At 61.7% G+C, this 21,173-nt stretch carries 12 protein-coding genes and 1 tRNA gene; 12 read left to right on the forward strand and 1 reads right to left on the reverse strand.

The genetic code is table 11. The annotated features are described in order from the left end of the window. The first annotated feature begins 14 nt into the window (after positions 1-14). From rpoB to ACS3WB_RS13105, 6 genes are all read left to right on the forward strand, one after another. Entirely contained in the window at positions 15-4,154 is a 4,140-nt protein-coding gene (gene rpoB, locus ACS3WB_RS13080) for a DNA-directed RNA polymerase subunit beta (RefSeq protein WP_319798888.1), read from the forward strand. Between the two features lie 170 nt (positions 4,155-4,324). Then, positions 4,325-8,524 carry a DNA-directed RNA polymerase subunit beta' gene (rpoC, locus tag ACS3WB_RS13085; RefSeq protein WP_438275936.1) on the forward strand — a complete coding sequence of 1,400 codons (4,200 nt, stop codon included), beginning with the start codon at positions 4,325-4,327 and terminating at the stop codon, positions 8,522-8,524. Positions 8,525-8,816: 292 nt separating this feature from the next. Beyond that, entirely contained in the window at positions 8,817-10,865 is a 2,049-nt protein-coding gene (locus tag ACS3WB_RS13090) for an FAD-dependent oxidoreductase (protein ID WP_438275937.1), read from the forward strand. A 120-nt stretch (positions 10,866-10,985) separates the two neighbouring features. After that, complete coding sequence (locus ACS3WB_RS13095) at positions 10,986-12,980, forward strand: ABC transporter ATP-binding protein (RefSeq protein ID WP_438275938.1); 1,995 nt, start codon at positions 10,986-10,988, stop codon at positions 12,978-12,980. 122 nt (positions 12,981-13,102) lie between these two features. Beyond that, positions 13,103-13,176: transfer RNA gene (locus ACS3WB_RS13100), tRNA-Gly, on the forward strand. A gap of 56 nt (positions 13,177-13,232) precedes the next feature. After that, entirely contained in the window at positions 13,233-13,490 is a 258-nt protein-coding gene (locus ACS3WB_RS13105; protein WP_438275939.1) for a PilZ domain-containing protein, read from the forward strand. 20 nt (positions 13,491-13,510) lie between these two features. Here the strand turns inward: ACS3WB_RS13105 and ACS3WB_RS13110 are convergent, their stop codons facing one another. Then, entirely contained in the window at positions 13,511-14,707 is a 1,197-nt protein-coding gene (locus ACS3WB_RS13110) for an FAD-dependent oxidoreductase (protein WP_438275940.1), read from the reverse strand. A gap of 175 nt (positions 14,708-14,882) precedes the next feature. Here ACS3WB_RS13110 and ACS3WB_RS13115 point away from each other — a divergent pair, with 175 nt between their 5' ends. The 6 genes from ACS3WB_RS13115 to fusA form a co-directional block, all read left to right on the forward strand. Then, on the forward strand, positions 14,883-16,022 hold the full coding sequence (locus ACS3WB_RS13115) for a GNAT family N-acetyltransferase (RefSeq protein ID WP_438275941.1): 1,140 nt from the start codon (positions 14,883-14,885) through the stop codon (positions 16,020-16,022). A gap of 286 nt (positions 16,023-16,308) precedes the next feature. Next, positions 16,309-17,019 (forward strand): Crp/Fnr family transcriptional regulator, encoded by a 711-nt coding sequence (locus ACS3WB_RS13120; protein ID WP_438275942.1) that lies wholly within the window; start codon positions 16,309-16,311, stop codon positions 17,017-17,019. 84 nt (positions 17,020-17,103) lie between these two features. Further along, complete coding sequence (locus ACS3WB_RS13125; RefSeq protein ID WP_292613733.1) at positions 17,104-17,349, forward strand: hypothetical protein; 246 nt, start codon at positions 17,104-17,106, stop codon at positions 17,347-17,349. A gap of 1,420 nt (positions 17,350-18,769) precedes the next feature. Next, a complete protein-coding gene (gene rpsL / locus ACS3WB_RS13130) occupies positions 18,770-19,141 on the forward strand; it encodes a 30S ribosomal protein S12 (protein ID WP_009797142.1) in 372 nt (123 codons plus the stop codon). Positions 19,142-19,156: 15 nt separating this feature from the next. Next, positions 19,157-19,627 carry a 30S ribosomal protein S7 gene (gene rpsG / locus ACS3WB_RS13135; protein WP_412772998.1) on the forward strand — a complete coding sequence of 157 codons (471 nt, stop codon included), beginning with the start codon at positions 19,157-19,159 and terminating at the stop codon, positions 19,625-19,627. A gap of 30 nt (positions 19,628-19,657) precedes the next feature. Further along, a partial coding sequence (gene fusA / locus ACS3WB_RS13140) for an elongation factor G (RefSeq protein ID WP_438275943.1) occupies positions 19,658-21,173 on the forward strand: 1,516 nt, incomplete at its 3' end.

Raw genomic sequence — 21,173 nt, forward strand, 5'->3', positions numbered from 1 at the left:
CATGAGAGGCCACGATGGTGCAGCAGACGTTCACCGGTCGCAAGCGGGTTCGCAAGTTCTTCGGGCATATCCGGGAAGTCGCCGAGATGCCGAACCTGATCGAGGTTCAGAAGGCGTCCTACGACCAGTTCCTGATGGTCGACGAACCCCCCGGCGGCCGGCTCGACGAGGGCCTCCAGGCGGTCTTCAAGTCGGTGTTTCCGATCAACGACTTTTCGGGCACCTCGCAGCTCGAATTCGTGCGCTACGAATTCGAGGCGCCAAAGTACGACGTCGACGAGTGCCGCCAGCGCGGCATGACCTATGCCGCCCCGCTGAAGGTGACGCTGCGTCTCATCGTGTTCGATATCGACGAGGAAACCGGCGCGAAGTCGGTGAAGGACATCAAGGAGCAGGACGTCTACATGGGCGACATTCCGCTCATGACCATGAACGGCACCTTCGTCGTCAACGGCACCGAGCGCGTCATCGTCTCCCAGATGCATCGTTCGCCCGGCGTGTTCTTCGATCACGACAAGGGCAAGACCCATTCGTCCGGCAAACTGCTGTTCGCCGCGCGCGTCATTCCCTATCGCGGTTCGTGGCTCGACATCGAGTTCGACGCCAAGGACATCGTGTTCGCGCGCATCGACCGCCGCCGCAAAATTCCTGTGACGTCGCTGATGTTCGCCCTCGGCCTCGACGGCGAGGAGATCCTGAGCACGTTCTACAAGAAGATCATCTACAAGCGCGCCAAGTCCGGCGGCGGTTCGGAAGGCTGGCGCGTGCCCTACGACCCCGTGCGCTTCCGCGGCTACTCGACGTTGAACGACCTGATCGACGCCGATACCGGCAAGGTCGTGCTCGAGGCCGGCAAGAAGCTCACGGTCCGCGCCGCCCGCCAGCTCCAGGAGAAGGGGCTGAAGGCGCTACGCATGAGCGACGAGGAGCTGGTCGGCATGTATCTCGCCGAGGACCTCGTCAATCCCAAGACCGGCGAAATCTATGCCGAAGCCGGCGAGGAAATCACCGAGAAGTCGATGAAGGCGTTGAACGAGCACGGCTACAAGGAGCTGCCCCTGCTCGACATCGACCATGTCAATGTCGGCCCCTATATCCGCAACACGTTGTCCGCCGACAAGAACATGACGCGCGAGGACGCGCTGTTCGACATCTACCGGGTGATGCGCCCGGGCGAGCCGCCGACGCTGGATTCGGCGCAGAACATGTTCCAGTCGCTGTTCTTCGACAGCGAGCGCTACGACCTGTCCGCGGTCGGCCGCGTCAAGATGAACATGCGCCTCGACCTCGATGCGCCGGATACCTATCGCACGCTGCGCAAGGAAGACATCCTGGCCGTCATCAAGACGCTGGTGGACCTGCGCGACGGCAAGGGCGAGATCGATGACATCGACCATCTCGGCAACCGCCGCGTGCGTTCGGTCGGCGAACTGATGGAAAACCAGTACCGTATCGGCCTGTTGCGCATGGAGCGCGCCATCAAGGAACGCATGTCCTCGGTCGACATCGATACCGTGATGCCGCAGGACCTGATCAATGCCAAGCCCGCGGCTGCAGCCGTGCGCGAGTTCTTCGGCTCCTCGCAGCTCTCGCAGTTCATGGACCAGACCAACCCGCTGTCCGAGATCACCCACAAGCGGCGCCTCTCGGCGCTCGGACCGGGCGGCCTGACCCGCGAGCGTGCCGGCTTCGAGGTGCGCGACGTGCATCCGACGCATTACGGCCGGATCTGCCCGATCGAGACGCCGGAAGGTCCGAACATCGGCCTGATCAACTCGCTGGCGACGTTCGCGCGCGTCAACAAATACGGTTTCGTCGAGACGCCCTATCGCAAGGTGAAGGACGGCCGCGTCACTGACGAGGTGGTTTATCTCTCGGCGATGGAGGAGGGCCGCTATCACGTCGCGCAGGCCAACCTGCCGCTCGACAACCGCGGCCGCTTCACCGAGGACCTCGTGGTCTGCCGCCATGCCGGCGAGGTGCTGCCGGTGACGCCGGACAAGGTCGACTTCATGGACGTGTCGCCGAAGCAGCTTGTCTCGGTCGCCGCGGCGCTGATCCCGTTCCTGGAGAACGACGACGCTAACCGCGCGCTGATGGGTTCGAACATGCAGCGTCAGGCGGTGCCGCTGGTTCGCGCCGAGGCGCCGTTCGTGGGCACCGGCATGGAAGGCGTGGTCGCCCGCGACTCCGGCGCTGCGATCGCGGCGCGGCGTTCCGGCGTGATCGACCAGATCGACGCCACCCGCGTCGTCATCCGCGCCACCGAGGATCTCGATCCGACCAAGTCGGGCGTCGATATCTACCGGCTCATGAAGTACCAGCGCTCGAACCAGTCGACCTGCATCAACCAGCGTCCGCTGGTGAAGGTCGGTGACATCGTCAGGAAAGGCGACATCATCGCCGACGGTCCGTCGACCGATCTCGGCGAACTCGCGCTCGGCCGCAACGTGCTGGTCGCGTTCATGCCGTGGAACGGCTACAACTTCGAGGACTCGATCCTGCTCTCCGAGCGGATCGTCAAGGAGGACGTCTTCACCTCGATCCACATCGAGGAATTCGAGGTGATGGCCCGAGACACCAAGCTGGGGCCTGAGGAAATCACCCGCGACATTCCGAACGTCTCGGAAGAGGCGCTGAAGAACCTCGACGAAGCCGGCATCGTCTACATCGGCGCGGAAGTGCGCGCCGGTGACATCCTGGTCGGCAAGATCACGCCGAAGGGCGAAAGCCCGATGACGCCGGAGGAAAAGCTTCTGCGCGCCATCTTCGGCGAAAAGGCCTCCGACGTCCGCGACACGTCCTTGCGTGTGCCTCCGGGCGTGCAGGGCACGATCGTCGAGGTGCGTGTGTTCAACCGTCACGGCGTCGACAAGGACGAGCGTGCGCTCGCCATCGAGCGCGAGGAGATCGAACGCCTCGCCAAGGACCGCGACGACGAGCAGGCGATTCTCGACCGCAACGTCTACGGCCGTCTCGCCGACCTGCTCGAAAACCGCCAGGGCATCGCCGGACCGAAGGGCTTCAAGAAGGACACCAAGATCACCCGCTCGGTGCTCGAGGAATATCCGAAGTCGCAGTGGTGGCTGTTCGCCTCGCCGAACGACAAGCTGATGGCCGAGATCGAGGCCATGCGCAAGCAGTACGACGAGTCGAAGAAGGGCCTCGAACAGCGCTTCCTCGACAAGGTCGAGAAGCTGCAGCGTGGCGACGAATTGCCTCCGGGCGTGATGAAGATGGTCAAGGTCTTCGTCGCGGTGAAGCGCAAGATTCAGCCGGGCGACAAGATGGCGGGCCGCCACGGCAACAAGGGCGTGGTGTCGAAGATCGTTCCGATCGAGGACATGCCGTTCCTCGAGGACGGCACCCATGCCGACATCGTGCTCAACCCGCTCGGCGTGCCCTCGCGCATGAACGTCGGCCAGATTCTCGAAACGCATCTCGGCTGGGCCTGTGCGGGCCTCGGCCGGCGGATCGGGCAGGCCGTCGATGCCTATCTCGCCAGCGCGAAGCAGGAAACCAAGCCGCTGAAGGAGACGCTGAAGAAGGTCTACGGCGACAACGAGACCATCAAGTCGCTCAACGATCATGAGCTCGTCGAACTCGGCCGCAATCTCAGCCGCGGCGTGCCGATCGCGACGCCGGTGTTCGACGGCGCCAAGGAAACCGACATCGAGCAGATGCTCGAACTGGCGGGCATGGACAAGTCGGGCCAGTCCACCGTCTATGACGGGCGGACCGGCGATCCGTTCGATCGCAAGGTGACGGTGGGCTACATCTACATGCTCAAGCTTCACCACCTTGTGGACGACAAGATCCACGCCCGCTCGATCGGACCTTACTCGCTCGTCACCCAGCAGCCGCTGGGCGGCAAGGCGCAGTTCGGCGGCCAGCGTTTCGGCGAAATGGAGGTGTGGGCGCTTGAGGCTTATGGCGCGGCGTACACGCTCCAGGAAATGCTGACGGTGAAGTCGGACGACGTCGCGGGACGCACCAAGGTCTACGAGGCGATCGTGCGCGGCGACGATACCTTCGAGGCGGGCATTCCGGAATCGTTCAACGTGCTGGTCAAGGAAATGCGCTCGCTGGGCCTGAATGTCGATCTGCACAACTCCAAGATCGGCGGCGCGACGCCTGCGGAGGCGGCGGAGTAACGCTTGTTTCACCTCTCCCGCTTGCGGGGGAGATCGTCGGACGAATGTCCGCGGGTGGGGGCTCTGGCAATCGGCTCCCTCCCTAACCCTTTCCCGCAAGCGGGAGAGGGAACAGGCCCAGGTTTAACCGACCCGCGGAGTTTCGCTCCAACGGTGTCGAGGAGAACACCATGAACCAAGAGATCATGAATCTTTTCAACCCGACGACTCCGGCTCAGGTCTTCGACCAGATCCGGATTTCGATCGCGTCGCCGGAGAAAATTCTGTCGTGGTCCTACGGCGAGATCAAGAAGCCGGAAACCATCAACTACCGTACCTTCAAGCCGGAGCGGGATGGCCTGTTCTGCGCCCGCATCTTCGGGCCGATCAAGGACTACGAATGCCTGTGCGGCAAGTACAAGCGGATGAAGTACAAGGGCATCATCTGCGAGAAGTGCTCGGTGGAGGTGACGCTGTCGCGCGTACGGCGCGAGCGCATGGGCCACATCGAACTGGCCGCGCCGGTTGCCCACATCTGGTTCCTGAAATCGCTGCCCTCGCGCATCGGCCTTCTGCTCGACATGACGCTGAAGGACCTCGAGCGGATCCTCTATTTTGAATACTACGTCGTCCTCGAGCCGGGCCTCACCGCGCTCAAGGACCGGCAGTTGCTGTCGGAAGAGGAATATCTCCGCGCCCAGGACGAATACGGTCAGGACAGCTTCACCGCCATGATCGGCGCGGAAGCGATCCGCGAACTGCTGAAGGGACTTGATCTCGAAAAGCTCGAAGCGGAACTGCGCGCCGAGATGCAGGCGACGGAGTCCGACATCCGCCACAAGAAGCTCGCCAAGCGTCTGAAAATCGTCGAGGCCTTCCGCTTCTCCGGCAACAAGCCGGAGTGGATGATCCTCACCGTGGTGCCGGTGATTCCGCCGGACCTGCGGCCGCTGGTGCCGCTCGACGGCGGTCGCTTCGCCACCTCCGACCTCAACGACCTGTATCGCCGCGTCATCAACCGCAACAACCGCCTGAAGCGGCTGATGGAGTTGCGCGCGCCCGACATCATCATCCGCAACGAAAAGCGCATGTTGCAGGAAGCGGTCGACGCGCTGTTCGACAACGGCCGCCGTGGCCGCGTCATCACCGGTGCCAACAAGCGCCCGCTGAAGTCGCTCGCCGACATGCTGAAGGGCAAGCAGGGACGCTTCCGTCAGAACCTGCTCGGCAAGCGCGTCGATTATTCCGGCCGCTCCGTCATCGTCGTCGGTCCGGAACTGAAGCTGCATCAGTGCGGCCTGCCCAAGAAGATGGCGCTGGAGCTGTTCAAGCCGTTCATCTATTCGCGGCTCGACGCCAAGGGTCTGTCCACCACGGTGAAGCAGGCGAAGAAGCTGGTCGAGAAGGAGCGTCCCGAGGTCTGGGATATCCTCGACGAGGTCATCCGCGAGCATCCGGTGCTGTTGAACCGCGCGCCGACCTTGCATCGTCTCGGCATCCAGGCGTTCGAGCCGGTGCTGATCGAGGGCAAGGCGATCCAGCTTCACCCGCTGGTCTGCGCCGCCTTCAACGCCGACTTCGACGGCGACCAGATGGCCGTGCACGTTCCGCTGTCGCTCGAGGCGCAACTCGAGGCGCGCGTGCTGATGATGTCGACCAACAACATCCTGCATCCGGCGAACGGCCAGCCGATCATCGTGCCGAGCCAGGACATCGTGCTCGGCCTCTATTATCTGTCGATCATGCGGGAAGGTCTGCCCGGTGAGGACAAGGTGTTCGGAGACATGGCCGAACTGGAGCACGCGCTGTACTCCAAGGTCATCCACCTCCATACCAGGATCAAGTATCGCTGGGACGTGATCGGCGAGGACGGCGAGCCCGTCAAACGTCTGATCGAGACCACCGCCGGCCGCGTCATGCTCGGTCAGGTGCTGCCGAAGTCGCCGAAGATCTCGTTCGACGTCATCAACAAGCTGATGACCAAGCGCGAAATCTCCGGCGTGATCGATCAGGTCTATCGTCACTGCGGTCAGAAGGAGACCGTGATCTTCTGCGACCGGATCATGGCGCTAGGGTTCTACAACGCGTTCAAGGCCGGCATCTCGTTCGGCAAGGACGACATGGTTGTTCCGCATGGCAAGTGGAAGATCGTCGATACCACGCGGACCCTGGCGAAGGATTTCGAGCAGCAGTACAACGACGGCCTGATCACCCATGGCGAGAAGTACAACAAGGTCGTCGACGCCTGGTCCAAGGCGACGGAAGAAATCGCCAAGGAGATGATGAAGGAGATTTCGTCGGTCAAGAAAAGCTCCAAGGGCGTCGAGGCGCAGGTCAACTCGATCTACATGATGGCGCATTCGGGCGCGCGTGGTTCGCCGGCCCAGATGCGCCAGCTCGCCGGCATGCGCGGCCTGATGGCCAAGCCCTCGGGCGAGATCATCGAGACGCCGATCATCTCCAACTTCAAGGAGGGGCTGTCGGTTCTCGAATACTTCAACTCGACCCATGGCGCCCGCAAGGGACTTGCGGACACCGCATTGAAGACCGCGAATTCGGGCTACCTGACCCGCCGTCTGGTCGACGTCGCGCAGGACTGCATCATCACGCAGGACGACTGCGGCACCAAGCTCGGCATCAAGATGCGCGCCATCATCGACGCCGGCACGGTCGTGGCGTCGCTGGGATCTCGTATCCTGGGCCGCACGGCGTGCGAGGACATTCGCGATCCCGCGAGCAACAAGGTGCTGGTCAAGCGCAACACCTTGATGGAGGAAAGCCATGTCGACCAGATCTCAAAGGCCGGCATCCAGGAGGTCAAGATCCGCTCTGCGCTGACCTGCGAGCTCGTCAACGGCATCTGCGGCAAGTGTTACGGCCGCGATCTGGCCCGCGGCACGCCGGTCAATCACGGCGAGGCGGTCGGCGTCATCGCGGCGCAGTCGATCGGCGAGCCCGGCACGCAGCTTACGATGCGCACGTTCCACATCGGCGGCGCCGCGCAGATCAACGAGCAGTCGGTGATCGAGTCGAACTTCGACGGCAAGATCACGATCAGGAACAGGGCGATCGCCAGAAACGGTGAAGGTCACCTGGTCGCGATGGTGCGCAACATGGTCGTCGCGGTGGTTGACGCGGACGGCAGCGAGCGCGCGACGCACCGCATCCAGTACGGCGCGCGCATGCATGTCGACGAGGGCGATCAGGTCAAGCGCGGCCAGCGCATCGCCGAGTGGGATCCGTACACCCGGCCGGTTCTGACCGAGGTGGAAGGCACCATCGGATTCGAAGACCTGATCGAAGGTCAGTCGATCTCTGAAACGCTCGACGAATCCACCGGCATCGCCAAGCGCATCGTCATCGACTGGCGCGGCACGCGCGGCGGGGCCGATCTGCGCCCGGCCATCGTGATCAAGGGCAAGGACGGCAAGGTGCTGAAGCTCGCACGCGGCGGCGACGCCCGCTACATGCTCTCGGTCGACGCCATTCTGTCGGTCGACGTCGGCGCCAAGGTGAAGCCGGGCGATATTCTTGCACGTATCTCGACCGAGAGCGCCAAGACCCGCGACATCACCGGCGGTCTGCCGCGGGTGGCCGAACTGTTCGAGGCCCGCAGGCCGAAGGACGCGGCCATCATCGCGGAAATCGCCGGCACTATCCGCTTCGGCCGCGACTATAAGAACAAGCGCCGCATCTCCATCGAGCCGGTCGACAAGGAAGAGGAGGCTCGCGAGTACCTCATTCCGAAGGGCAAGCACATCCATCTGCAGGATGGCGACATCGTCGAGAAGGGTGACTTCATCGTCGAGGGCAATCCGGCGCCGCACGACATCCTGGCGATCAAGGGCATCGAGGAACTCGCTGCCTATCTGGTCAACGAGATCCAGGAGGTCTACCGGTTGCAGGGCGTGCTCATCAACGACAAGCACATTGAGGTGATTGTCCGTCAGATGCTGCAGAAGGTGGAGATCACCGATCAGGGCGAGACCGACATGATCTCGGGCGAGCAGATCGACAAGATCGAGTTCGACCGGCTCAACGCCAAGGCCAAGGAAGAAGGCAAGAAGGTCGCGACGGGAACGCCGGTCCTTCTCGGTATCACCAAGGCCAGCCTGCAGACCCGCTCGTTCTTCTCGGCGGCGTCGTTCCAGGAGACCACGCGCGTACTCACCGAGGCCGCCGTCAACGGCAAGGTGGACCCGCTCGAGGGCCTCAAGGAAAACGTCATCGTCGGCCGGCTGATCCCGGCAGGCACCGGCGCCTCGATGGCCAAGATTCGCGAAGTCGCGGTCAAGCGCGACAAGCTGATTCTCGACGAACGCGAGAAGCAGGCTGCGATCGTGCCGTCTGCTCCGGAGGCCGAACCGCTGGCGCTCCCGCCGGCGGAGTAGGAATCACTTGATTTCACGCGAAAAAGGCCGGTGCTGTCCGGCCTTTTTTGCGTTGGGCGGTCTCCGGCGTGCTTTTTTCGGCGAGGCTTGGTTTGTTCATCTTCCCTTCATGTGGAAAGGGCTTTTTCTAAGTTGGCCACCAAACACAAGAATCGAATACGGCGGCAGATAAAAACGAGGGACGGGAAGCCGACGTTTCCTCCTCCATGGCTGAACGTCGCTGGCCGCGGTAGCCAGAGAAAGGCCGGGTCCGGGCTGCGAAAGCGCCAGGCGCGGATGTCGAAAGAAGAATATGCTTGATCTCGCGATTGTTGGTGGCGGCCCCGGCGGGCTGATGAGTGCCTGGCACCTCAGGAAAAAGCTCGGAGAACTGTGTCGCGTCACCATCTTTGAGGCTTCCGACCGCCTGGGCGGCAAGCTGCTGACCCGCAAGTTCGAGACCGCGCCGGCGATGTACGAGGCGGGTGTTGCGGAGATCTACGACTACTCGATGACGGGGCCGGACCCGCTGCGCGAACTGATCCAGCATTTCGGATTGCAGACGATTCCGATGGATGCCGGACAGGTGCAACTCGACGGCGAACTGCTCGACGACGTTTCCGGCATGCGCCGCAAATACGGCGCGCGAACCGCCGATGCCATCGAGGCTTTCCGCAAGCGTTGCGCCGAGATGATGTCGCCGATCGCATACTATGAAGGCGCACGCGACAACGAGCATCCCTGGGCGTTCATGACGGCGGAGGAACTGCTCGACAAGGAAGTCACCGACCCCGTCGCCAGGCGTTTCTTCAAGGTGATGGCGCGCTCCGATATCGCCACCGAAAGCCACAACACCAACGGACTGAACGCGCTCAAGAACTTCGTGATGGATGTGGACGGCTATATCGGCCTGTATTCGATCCAGAACGGCAACGAGCAGTTGATCGATTGCCTGAGGTCGGAGGTCGATGCGGACATTCAGTTCAATCACCGCATCCTCAAGGTCGGCAAGACGCCGGCTGGCCGTTATCAGCTCAACATGATGAACGGCAAGGGACCAGAGACCCGCGACTTCGATCTGGTCATCATGTGTCTGCCCCATAGCTGGCTCGCCACCGTCGGATGGGACGGCGAGCAGTTGCGCAAGTCGATGGTCAAGCACGTCGCTTACTTCGACCGGCCAGCGCACTACCTGCGCGTGTCGGTGCTGTTCGACGAACCGTTCTGGGGCGAAAAGATCTCGGGCGCGTGGTTCATGTCCGAAGCCTTCGGCGGCTGCTGCGTTTACAACGAAGGCGCGCGGCACAATGTCGGCCGTCACGGCGTGCTGAACTGGCTGATCGCCGGCTCCGATGCGCTTGCGTTCGCGAACCTCAGCGACACGGAGCTGACCGAGACGGCGCTGAAGTCGCTGCCGGCCTCGCTCGGCAACGCTCGCGCGCATTTCCTCGAAGGTAAAGTCCATCGCTGGATGTCGTCGGTCAACGCGATTCCCGGCGGCCTTCCCGCGCGCGACGTCATGACCAACCATCGGCCCGAGCCGAAGGAGCATCCCGGGCTGGTTCTGGTCGGCGACTACCTGTTCGATTCGACGCTTAACGGCCTGTTGGATTCATCGGATGCGGCGACTGACATCGTGGTCAGCGAGATGATGAAACTCCGCCGCGCTCGCGGCGGGACGGGCGGCAGCGCCTTCGACCGGATCAACCGCGATTACTTCGAGAACTATCGCGGCCTTGGCCCTTATCGCGAGTGCTGGCAGCAGTTCAGCGATCCGGACTTCCTGATCGACCTGATCCGGATCGCCTGGAACAGGACGACAACCGACTACAAGCTGCTGGTGGCGGGATCGGCGAGCGGTGAACTGGTTGGCGCGTTGCGCGCCCGCGGCATCGATGCCTGGGGCATCGAGAACAACCGCGCCATTCATGCCATGACGCCGACGGCGCTGCAGACGTTCAACCGGCTCGGTTCGATCGTCGACATGCCGTTCGAGGACGGACAGTTCGATTTCGTCTACGAAACGAGCCTTTGCCATGTTCCGGAATCCCGGACGCTGCGGGCGGTTCGCGAACTGAACCGCGTCGTCAGAACCGGCCTGATTTTCGGTTCCGTCACCTCCGACATGAAGCCGACCCTGATCGACCGTTACGATCTGCTGCGCGGCGTGAAGAAGCTCGGAACCTGGTGGGAATGGTCGGAGATCTTTTTCAACAACGGGTTCGATCTCGCCATGAACCGCGACGACCGTACCGACGCGTTGTGGGCCGCGGCCCTTGCCGCCGGCAAGGGACCGGAGCAGTGGTACGCAGATTCCGAAAGCCTGCGTTACTGCCTGTTCGACAAGGTAGAGGACGCTTAAGTCCTCACGGACGAGTCCGGATCTGCACCGGCTTCATACGTGGAGTGTCTCGGTTCGGTCAAAAAAACTTCGTTTTCATACGGCGGCGAGACCGGCCGTCCGCAACGGTAAAACCCGATCGTGCCCAAGGTGCCGCCGCTCGACGCTCCGCCCGCTCCCGATGATGCGGCACGGGTCCCGCCGACGAACTCCCACGCCGCGATCGCGCCGGTGCCGGTCTCGCCGCCGAGCAAGTCTGGTGCGGGGCCTCATGCCGCTGTCGACGATGACGAAGACGATGACGAAAACGAGAACGACGAACTCGACCTCGACGATGACGAGGATCTCGTTGTCTACACCGCGCGCGAGGCCGCCGGTGCGCTGGCGACGATCTATGCGTTTATCCGGCCCTCGCTCCGGAACTACCGGAAGGCGTTGGCGTTCGTTGGGTTCGGCCTGCTGATCGAGACGCTGTTCAACGTCATCATGCCGCTCAGTCTCAAGTTTCTGATCGACGATGCGCTCGGCGAAGAGGATTTCGTCGTTCTGATGCGCATCCTGTCGGTGCTCGCAGTCGCCGGCATCGTCACCTCGCTGATCTCGATCTGGTACGAACGATGGGACGCGTGGCTGTCGTCATCGATCATCTCGGAGGTGCGTCAGCGGCTATTCAATCACGTGCAGGATCTGCCCTCAGCGTTTTTCGCGCGCATCCGGCGCGGGGAAATTCTGTCGCGCTTCTCTGTCGATCTCTCGGCGTTCGAAGGGGCGACGAAGGCGCTCGCCAACACGGCGCTGCTTCCGGCGATGGAACTGGTGGCGGGCATCGTTCTGATGCTGTTCTTGAGCTGGCCGCTGGCGGTGGTCGCGTTGCTGATCTTTCCGATCACGCTGATCGGTCCGCGCATCCTGACGCCGAAGGCGGTGCAGGCCAATTACGAGCAGAAGGTCAACGAGTCGGCGATCCTTGGCGTGGTCCAGGAGAACATCGCCGCGCAGGCGCTGGTCAAGGCCTTCAGTCTGCAGCGGCGCGCCCGCGGCTGGTTCACCGTCCGCAATGAGGAGACCAGAAAGAAGATCGCATCCTCCACGTTCTTGTCGAGCATGGTCGAGCGGTCGGTCACGATCGCCGTGCTGCTGCTGCATCTCGTCGTCCTCGGCATCGGCGCCTATCTCGCAACCAGCGGCCAGATCACGATCGGAACGTTCGTGACGTTCGAAAGCGCGTTCTGGGAAATCTCGTACAATATCGCCCATCTGATGTCCTATGTTCCGGTTTCTATTCAGGCCGCGGCGGCCGTGCGCCACATGCAGGAACTGCTCGACGAACCGACGCGCGGCGTCGACCGCCCCGGCGCGCCGGACCTGCCGCGCATCACCCATGACATCACCTTCGATCGCGTGACGTTCCGATACGAGAGCGCCGAGACACCGGTCCTCGACAACCTCACTCTACGGCTCGATGTCGGAAAGCGCATCGCAATCGTCGGGCCGAGCGGCTCTGGCAAGAGCACGCTGCTCAATCTGATCCTGCGCCTCTATGTGCCGGATGAAGGCCGCGTCACCATCGACGGAGTCGATATAAGGAAGGTGACGCGCGAGTCGCTGCGATCGAGCATGGCGATCGTGTTTCAGGAGAACATGCTTTTCAACATGTCGATCCGCGAAAACATTCGTCTCGGCAAGGAAAACGCCAGCGACGCGGAAGTCGAGGCTGCGGCGAAAAAGGCCGAGATTCATCGCTTCATCATGAGCCTGCCCCGGCGCTACGATACTGTTGTCGGGGAGCGCGGCGATACGCTGTCGGGCGGCCAGCGTCAGCGTATAGCGATTGCGCGCGCGATCGTGCGCGATCCCTCGATACTGTTGCTCGACGAGGCGACATCCGCACTCGACCAGACCACTGAAGCCGCGATCAATCGCACGCTTCTCAGGGTGTCCAAGGGGCGCACCATGATCTTTTCGACCCATCGCCTGACCTCGGTTGTCGATATGGATGAGATCATCGTCATCAGCGGCGGCCGGGCAGTCGAGCGGGGTTCCCATTCCGAACTGATGAAAAGTCACGGCCTCTACCGCAAGCTCTGGGACGACCAGGGTCACGGGCATGATCACGTCGATAGCGATGACGAATAGGGGTTTTCGCCTACGAAATTATGCGATCGAAGAGAGGAAAAATTAATATCAAGTTTAGCCAATTTGCCCGTTTCATCGCAGCGTTGTTCGTTTCGCGCTTGCGGGATGTTATATTCCGTTGTGCGGATGCAGCTCGATGGCCGAGCAACGGTTTTCCAGACTGAAGATGCAGGTTCGATTCCTGCCATCCGCTCCAGTCGCGCCAGGCGCGGACGTAAAGGAGGATCGCGCGGAAGCGCGGGAACCGAGCGCATGATCGATGCAGAGAAAAAACGGCAGAGCCGCAAGTCGGTCCGACAATCCGCGTGGATCATCCTCGACGGCGGCTTCGCCAGACGGCCGTGCTTCGTCATCGATCTGTCGGCGACGGGCGCCAAGATCGACCTCAACGACACCAGCGCGGCATCGGCCGGTTTCCAACTGACGTTCTCGCCCCATGCAAGAACCGGGCGCCGATGCCAGGCAGTCTGGCGCAACGGAACGACGCTGGGCGTCAGGTTCATCGCCTAGACTTAGGTGAGCCAGTCGCGCTAGGCGGCTTTGCCTTCGTGCGATTCAGGGTGCGCCTGAGGTGCTGGTATCGGCGTGTCTGGCTTGTGCGCTCGCCGCATCACGCCCTGAGCCAGCCGTCCTATGAAGCGCGCCCAACGCCGTGCGCGCCAGGTCAAGCCATCGTCGATCGACAGCGAGCGAAGGTGCCAGGCTTTCGCGGCCGACCATGCGTCGCATTCCACCTTCACCGGATCGTCGTAGAACATTTCGATCTTGGAGCGACCCATGCCTTCGGTCGCAAGCCAGGTCGGGATATGAACGTTGCAAAGCCGTTCGACGTCGGTGAACACCTTGTCGGTGCCGGTCCCCGCGGCCGGGCACGACGTCGCGAAAGCGTCGCCGACGAGAACGACTCCGGCTTGCCGATGATTTTCCGTGACGTACAGATCCGCCGGCCGGATCTTGATCGGGCCACTGACCCTGAAGCCTCCGGTCATCCGGTCGAAGCCAGGCATCATCGCGCGCATCGTCGCTTCGGGGTTTTCACGAAATTCGCGAAACCAGATATCGTCCATGGGTCGATAGACCATCATGTTCGCCCGCATCACGGCCCCGATCGGAAACAGCGTCAGATAGGCCATGCGGTCGGCCGTTCGCTTCGGCCAGTAGGTCAGGGCCGGGAAGGGTAGTGCCGGGCGGCCGACCGGCGCGACGTCGAAGCCCAGCGTCACGGAATGACACTCGCTGATGACGCGCCGCTGGAGGCTGAGCATGTGCCGCAAGCTGATGCTGAGACCGTTCGCGAGCACGATCAGCCGCGCGGAAATTTCCTCGCCATTCGCCAGCACCACGCGCTGGCGCTCGGCGCCGGTCGCGACCTCGACGACCTTGGTGTAAAGAATCTCAACGCCGGACGGGATCAGGGCGCGTGTGGCGTTGACAAGCGTGTCATACATCGCGCCGTGCTGATCGCTTGGCTTCTTCGCCACAACGAAACCGAACCGCGCTTCCCAGACCTCACCGTCGACGGTGGTCGATCGCAGTATCTCCTGGTCCAATCCTGTCCTGCGCAATCGCGGCAGTTGCGTGCCGCCGATCTTTTCACAGCGCAGGTCGGGTGGATATATCGTATGCGGATCGATCATGATCGCGGCAATGCCGGCGCGGCCGAGCATCGCGGCGGTGGCCGATCCGGCCAGGCCGCCGCCCACGATCGCAATGTCGGTATAGCGCATACACAGGCCCTTGTTCCGCAGTGCTATCCTTGCGCCTCAAAAGGCAAAGAAACCTTGAAGGACATCGAACGCTCGAAGCGGGTCGGGCCGACGCGGCTTAACTGAAAAGCAATGCCGGACCAACATTATGCCGCCTGAAGCGCGGATCGCCCGGCAGGATCGCCCAAGGCCCCTGATGATTTCGGTAAACATTTGTTCACCAACCCTGGACCTTGTGGCGCCGTGGGACGACCTCGTCCAAAGGGCCTCTCCCAACGTGTTCATGAATCCTGTCGCGCTGACTGTCGCGAATGAGACCGGCTTTGCGCGCATCCGGGTTCTGCTTGCGTGGGATGACGGCACCGAGCCAAGGAAGCTGGTCGGCATGTGGGCCTTTCAGGTCCGTCGGATCTCGCGGTTGTGGCCAGCTTTGCTCGAGGCATTGCCCTATAACTATGCCTTTCTCTCAAACCCTGTCGTGGATCCCGCTTTCGTTCGCGACGTCGTTCCGGCCTTTCTGTCGACGATCCGCAACAGCCCCTCACTGCCAAAGGTGATCGATCTGAAGTCGTTCGATGCCGAGGCTGAAAGCTTCGACATGCTTGTGCATGCGCTGACGGAACAGGGCAGGGCGCAACTCAGATTGTCCGAGAGCACGCGGCCTTTCGCGACTCCCGAGCTTGGCGTGAAACGGTCCGGTTCGACCCGGAAGAAGCTGCGGCAGGACTGGAACCGGCTCTCCGCCGCCGGCGTGGTCGATATCGTCAACAAGGGAGCGCCGGACACGGCAGAGGCGTTCGAGACGTTTCTGAATCTGGAAGTCGCAGGCTGGAAGGGCGCACGCGGCACAGCCTTGCTGTGCGATGCCGCGGACGCGACCTTCGCCCGGCAGATGGTCGCTGCGCTTGCGGAGCGAGGCAACGCCTCGGTGGCGCTGTTGCGCGTCGACGGGCGCGCCATCGCCGCGCAGGTGCTGATGTATTGCGGCGCTACGGCTTACACCTGGAAGACCGCATTCAACCCAGACTACGCGAAATACTCGCCCGGCGCGTTGCTGATCGACAAGATTACGGACGAACTGTTTTCCTCAGGCAGGATCGTAGCGATCGATTCCTGTTCGCACGAAGGAAGCTTCATGACCCAGTTCTGGGCGGGTCGACGGCGAATGGCCGATTTGCTTGTCGATGTCGGAGCGGAGAAATCGTTGGCGTTTTCGCTGGAGGCTGCCCGTCAGCGAGGCTACGGCTCTCTCCGTCGGCTTCGCGACCGGATACGAGCCTGGTCCATGCCGGCCCCGCCCAAAAGCAAGAAGGTGAGTTTTGCCGCGCATCGCTAGAGTGTGCCGCCACGTGCGCCGCTCCGGCGGCACCGGGTTGACTTATGGTCTACGCTATATCTTACTAAATATATTGATAGACGGTGCAACGCACCCCGAACGCATGTCTAGAAGTGTTCGAATAGGTTCGGCGAAGCAGCCGAGGCAATATCGGATTGATTGACCTGGCGACGCAAACAGGCGCGACGAGTCGGAGCGCGACCCGACGCAGCTTGCCTTTGGTCTTGCAAAGACCGAAACTGCGGCCGCCGGTTCAGCGCTCCTGAAAGAACCGCGACCGGGGATCATGGCACAGAGACCAAAAAACGCCCTGTTGGCAAGTATACCGGACTCGGAATGGATCGAAGTTCAGAAATTGTGCGAGCCCGTCAAGCTTCCGCTGGGGCGCGTACTGTACGAACCCCGCGGCGCTTTCGATTACGTCTACTTCCCCGAGACGGCGATCATCTCCAATATCGCACCGCTCAAGATCGACAAGACGGCTGAGACGTCGACGACAGGGCGCGAGGGAGTGATCAACGTCGGAGCCATCATGGGTGACGATCAATCGATGCATCGCGCCGTCGTCCAGGTATCCGGTGACGGCATCCGTATTTCCTTTCGCGACTTTCAGGATCTGCAGTCGCGCCTGCCTGTCTTTCGGCGCAAGCTCAACGCCTATTCGCGAGCGTTTCTCGCGCAGGTGATGCAGTCCGTCGCATGCAACGCCAGCCATACGCTGCTTCAGCGATGCGCGCGATGGCTGCTGAAGTCCCATGATCGCGTCGACGGTGATGAGCTTCGACTCACCCAGCAATTCCTTGCCGAGTTGCTGGTTGTCAGTCGCGTGGCGGTGAACGCCGAGCTCAAGAAATTCCAGCAATTGAAAGTTCTCACATACAGCCGCGGCACCATCACGATACTGGACCGGAGCCTTCTGGAGCGCACATCCTGCGAGTGCTATCGCGCCGTCCGGCGCGAATACGACAGGCTGCTGCCGGGCTCGTTCACCAAATAAAAAAAGCCAGCTATGTAAACTAGTTGGCTATACGGTCGCTGCGTCCATCGGTACACCAAATAAATCCAACAATGGAGCGCACCGATGCCGAGACACGTCTCATTTTACGATGAATCTCTGGGAAAGCAGATCGACGGTTCGTACACCTCTGACGGCAAGGTGATCCATGCCGGTTCGGGAACGCTGGGCGCCAAGAGCGCGCCGCTCGGCTATCTGGGCAATGCCAACACGTTTCCGGTCGATCAGGAAGGTCAGGACCTCCTGGCTCAGAAGCTGCTGAGCGAGCTGGCTCATCGTGAAGCGAAGAATGGCCACGCTCACGGTCACTAGGCTTTAAGTACGTCGCCGTTTGCTGTGGAGGCCGGTTGAACTGGTCCCGCTGCGTGGGCGAGGGAAGTTACCGAAACTGACTACTCCTCCTTGGTTTTGTGCGTTACAGCCCACGTCTCTCGAAGGCTGCACCTTTCGAATGGCGTCGACCGTTTCAAGCGGCAGGTAGCACCCGCTTGAATACGACACACCTGTAACCGGCTTTACCTGACCCACGGCACTGTTCGTCGTCACCCTTGAGGTGTCGACGGGCAGTGCTTTGGTGCGTTTGGATGTCTCCGCAGCAATATAGCGGCATCCCGTTGCGACTCAGTAGCGTCTCTTTGCGACAAGAGGCCGGTCGGGGGCGTCGTTCCTGCGAACGCAGGGACCGATGGTGCCCGGCGTTGGCAATTTGCCGTGGTGTTCGTCGACAGCGTTTGCGACGCATGTCCTCGGGTGTGACCGAGGATGGATGCCGGCTCGCGTCAAGAAATGGTGTCAAATCAAAATCATAGCCTCATTTCTGATTCTTCCGTCGGAAGCGGAAGGCAGGGTACCGAAACTGTCGTGCGCCTCAGGCGGTCGTGATCCAACGACCTGGGAGACGGAGCCTTGCGTTCGCAAAGACGGCCGACAATTCATTTGAATGCGACTCATTGCGCCCCCGCGCGGCCGTTCGGGGATGGCGAATCACGGCTTCGCCTGACGCCGCGGTTGACCGCTTCAGCTATTGAAGTTGCTGCCGCCTGCTGAGTCGTTCTGGGGCATTTCTCAGGAACGAAAGCGGAGGTTCCCGGGCGCCAGTTCAAAACTGGTCTCATTGTTGAGGCGGTCCGATCCCGTCCGATAGAAGGCGGTACGGGAAGGGTGGCCGGATGTCAAAGAAAGATCATTGTTTAGAAGGGTATCGGGCCGAACGGTGATACGATCTGTTGCCGATTTCCCTCGGGAGCGAATTCGCGTCAAATGGCCGGTGACAAAGGGGTGGAAGCGCTTCTGTGACGGCGGTTTAGCCTTGACTTGACGACTCGTGGTGGATAAAACCCGCCCACTTAACGGCAGGCGGTGAGTTGCGCCAACGTCGGAACGGATCACCCTTTCTATCTGATTTGGTTGATAGAGACGGGCACCAACCTCGACGAATGCTGCTCAAACGCTGCCGATGATAGCAATGCCAGGACGACAGTCGTTCTCTTGAGCGAGTTCTCTCGAGATTGATTTCGGATGCATGACCTCGGTGGGAGCTGGCCGGTTTTTTCCGGCTGGCGCTGATTGCGGTCCTCTGTGGCGTCGAAGCGCTTTCCGTTCAGCGATGAACGGTTGGCGCAATTTCGTTTTGCGTGAATCGTTTCATGCGTAGCGAGCGGGTGGGCGATAGGCCCGGACGAATCTGCGGAGCCGATCGGGTTTCGCGTAAATATAAGGGTGAAGGCGAACGATGCCGACGATCAACCAGCTGATCGCAAGTCCGCGCGTCATACAGAAGTCGCGCAAGAAGGTGCCTGCGTTGCAACAGTCGCCGCAGAAGCGCGGCGTGTGCACGCGTGTTTACACCACGACTCCGAAGAAGCCGAATTCGGCGCTGCGCAAGGTCGCCAAGGTGCGCTTGACCAACGGCTTCGAGGTCATCGGTTATATTCCGGGCGAAGGGCATAACCTTCAGGAACATTCCGTGGTCATGATCCGCGGCGGCCGCGTCAAGGACTTGCCCGGCGTCCGTTACCACATCCTTCGCGGCGTTCTCGACACCCAGGGCGTCAAGAACCGTAAGCAGCGTCGTTCGAAGTACGGCGCGAAACGTCCGAAATAAGCGGGAACAAATACGATGTCGCGTCGCCATTCTGCCGAAAAGCGTGAAGTGCTCCCCGACCCGAAGTTCGGAAACATCGTCATTACGAAGTTCATGAACTCGGTGATGTATGCCGGGAAGAAGTCGGTCGCCGAAAGCATCGTCTATGGCGCGCTCGATCTGATCGAGGCCAAGACCAAGCAGGGGCCGCTCACGGTGTTCGAGCAGGCGCTCGAGAACGTCATGCCGACCATCGAAGTGCGGTCGCGCCGCGTCGGCGGCGCTACCTATCAGGTGCCGGTGGAAGTCCGCTCGACCCGGCGTCAGGCGCTCGGCATCCGCTGGCTGATCACGGCCGCGCGGGGACGCAATGAAAAGACGATGACGGAGCGGCTCTCGGCCGAACTGCTCGACGCGTCGAACAATCGGGGCAGCGCGGTCAAGAAGCGCGAAGACGTGCACAAGATGGCGGAAGCCAACCGCGCGTTCTCGCACTATCGCTGGTAACGGCGACAACAGGAATTCAAGGACAGCTCCATGCCCCGCCAACATGCTATCGAGGATTACCGTAATTTCGGTATCATGGCGCATATCGACGCCGGCAAGACCACCACGACCGAGCGCATCCTTTATTACACCGGCAAGAGCCACAAGATCGGCGAAGTGCACGAAGGTGCCGCGACGATGGACTGGATGGCGCAGGAGCAGGAGCGTGGCATCACCATCACCTCCGCCGCGACCACCGCGTTCTGGGACGGCAAGCGGCTGAACATCATCGACACCCCGGGTCACGTCGACTTCACCATCGAGGTGGAGCGCTCCTTGCGCGTGCTCGACGGCGCCGTGTGCGTGCTCGACTCGAACCAGGGCGTCGAACCGCAGACCGAAACCGTCTGGCGCCAGGGCGACAAGTACAAGGTGCCGCGCATCGTCTTCTGCAACAAGATGGATAAGACCGGCGCCGACTTCTACAAGTGCATGGCCGACATCGTCGATCGGCTCGGCGCGCGCCCGGTGGCGCTGCAACTCCCGATCGGATCGGAGAACAACTTCAAGGGCATGATCGACCTCGTCCGCATGAAGGCGCTGGTCTACAATCAGGACTCGCTTGGTTCGATGTACGATGTCGAGGAGATTCCTGCTGATCTCGCCGACAAAGCGAAAGAATATCGCGAGAAGCTGGTGGAAGCCGCCGTCGAACTCGACGACGACGCCATGGCTGCCTATCTCGACGGCACCGAGCCGGACGAGGCTACGCTGAAGAAGCTGATCCGCAAGGCCGTCATCACCGGCGCGTTCTATCCCGTGCTGTGCGGCACGGCGTTCAAGAACAAGGGCGTGCAGCCGCTGCTTGACGCTGTCGTCGCCTATCTGCCGTCGCCGCTCGACGTGCCCGCGATCAAGGGCGTCGACGACAGGGGCAACGAGGTCGTCCGCCATGCCGACGACAAGGAGCCGATGGCGCTCTTAGCGTTTAAAATCATGGACGATCCGTTCGTCGGCACCATTACCTTCTGCCGCATCTATTCCGGCGTTCTCCAGAGCGGCACTGGCGTGATCAACTCGACGCGCGAGAAGAAGGAGCGCATCGGCCGGATGCTGCTGATGCATGCGAACAACCGCGAGGACATCAAGGAAGCCTATGCCGGCGATATCGTCGCGCTGGCCGGCCTGAAGGAAGCGCGCACCGGCGATACGCTGTGCGATCCGGCCCATCCGGTGATTCTCGAAAAGATGGAATTTCCCGATCCGGTCATCGAGATCGCGATCGAGCCGAAGTCCAAGGCCGACCAGGAAAAGCTCGGCGTTGCGCTGGCGAAGCTTGCGGCGGAAGATCCGTCATTCCGCGTCTCTACCGATCAGGAGTCCGGCCAGACCATCCTCAAGGGCATGGGCGAACTCCATCTCGACATCAAGGTCGATATTCTCAAGCGCACCTACAAGGTCGACGCCAACATCGGCGCGCCGCAGGTGGCGTTCCGCGAGCGCGTCACCAAGCGCGTCGAGCACAGCTACACCCACAAGAAGCAGACCGGCGGCACCGGCCAGTTCG

The sequence above is a fragment of the Nitrobacter sp. genome (genome assembly GCF_051535215.1).
Taxonomy (GTDB): domain Bacteria; phylum Pseudomonadota; class Alphaproteobacteria; order Rhizobiales; family Xanthobacteraceae; genus Nitrobacter.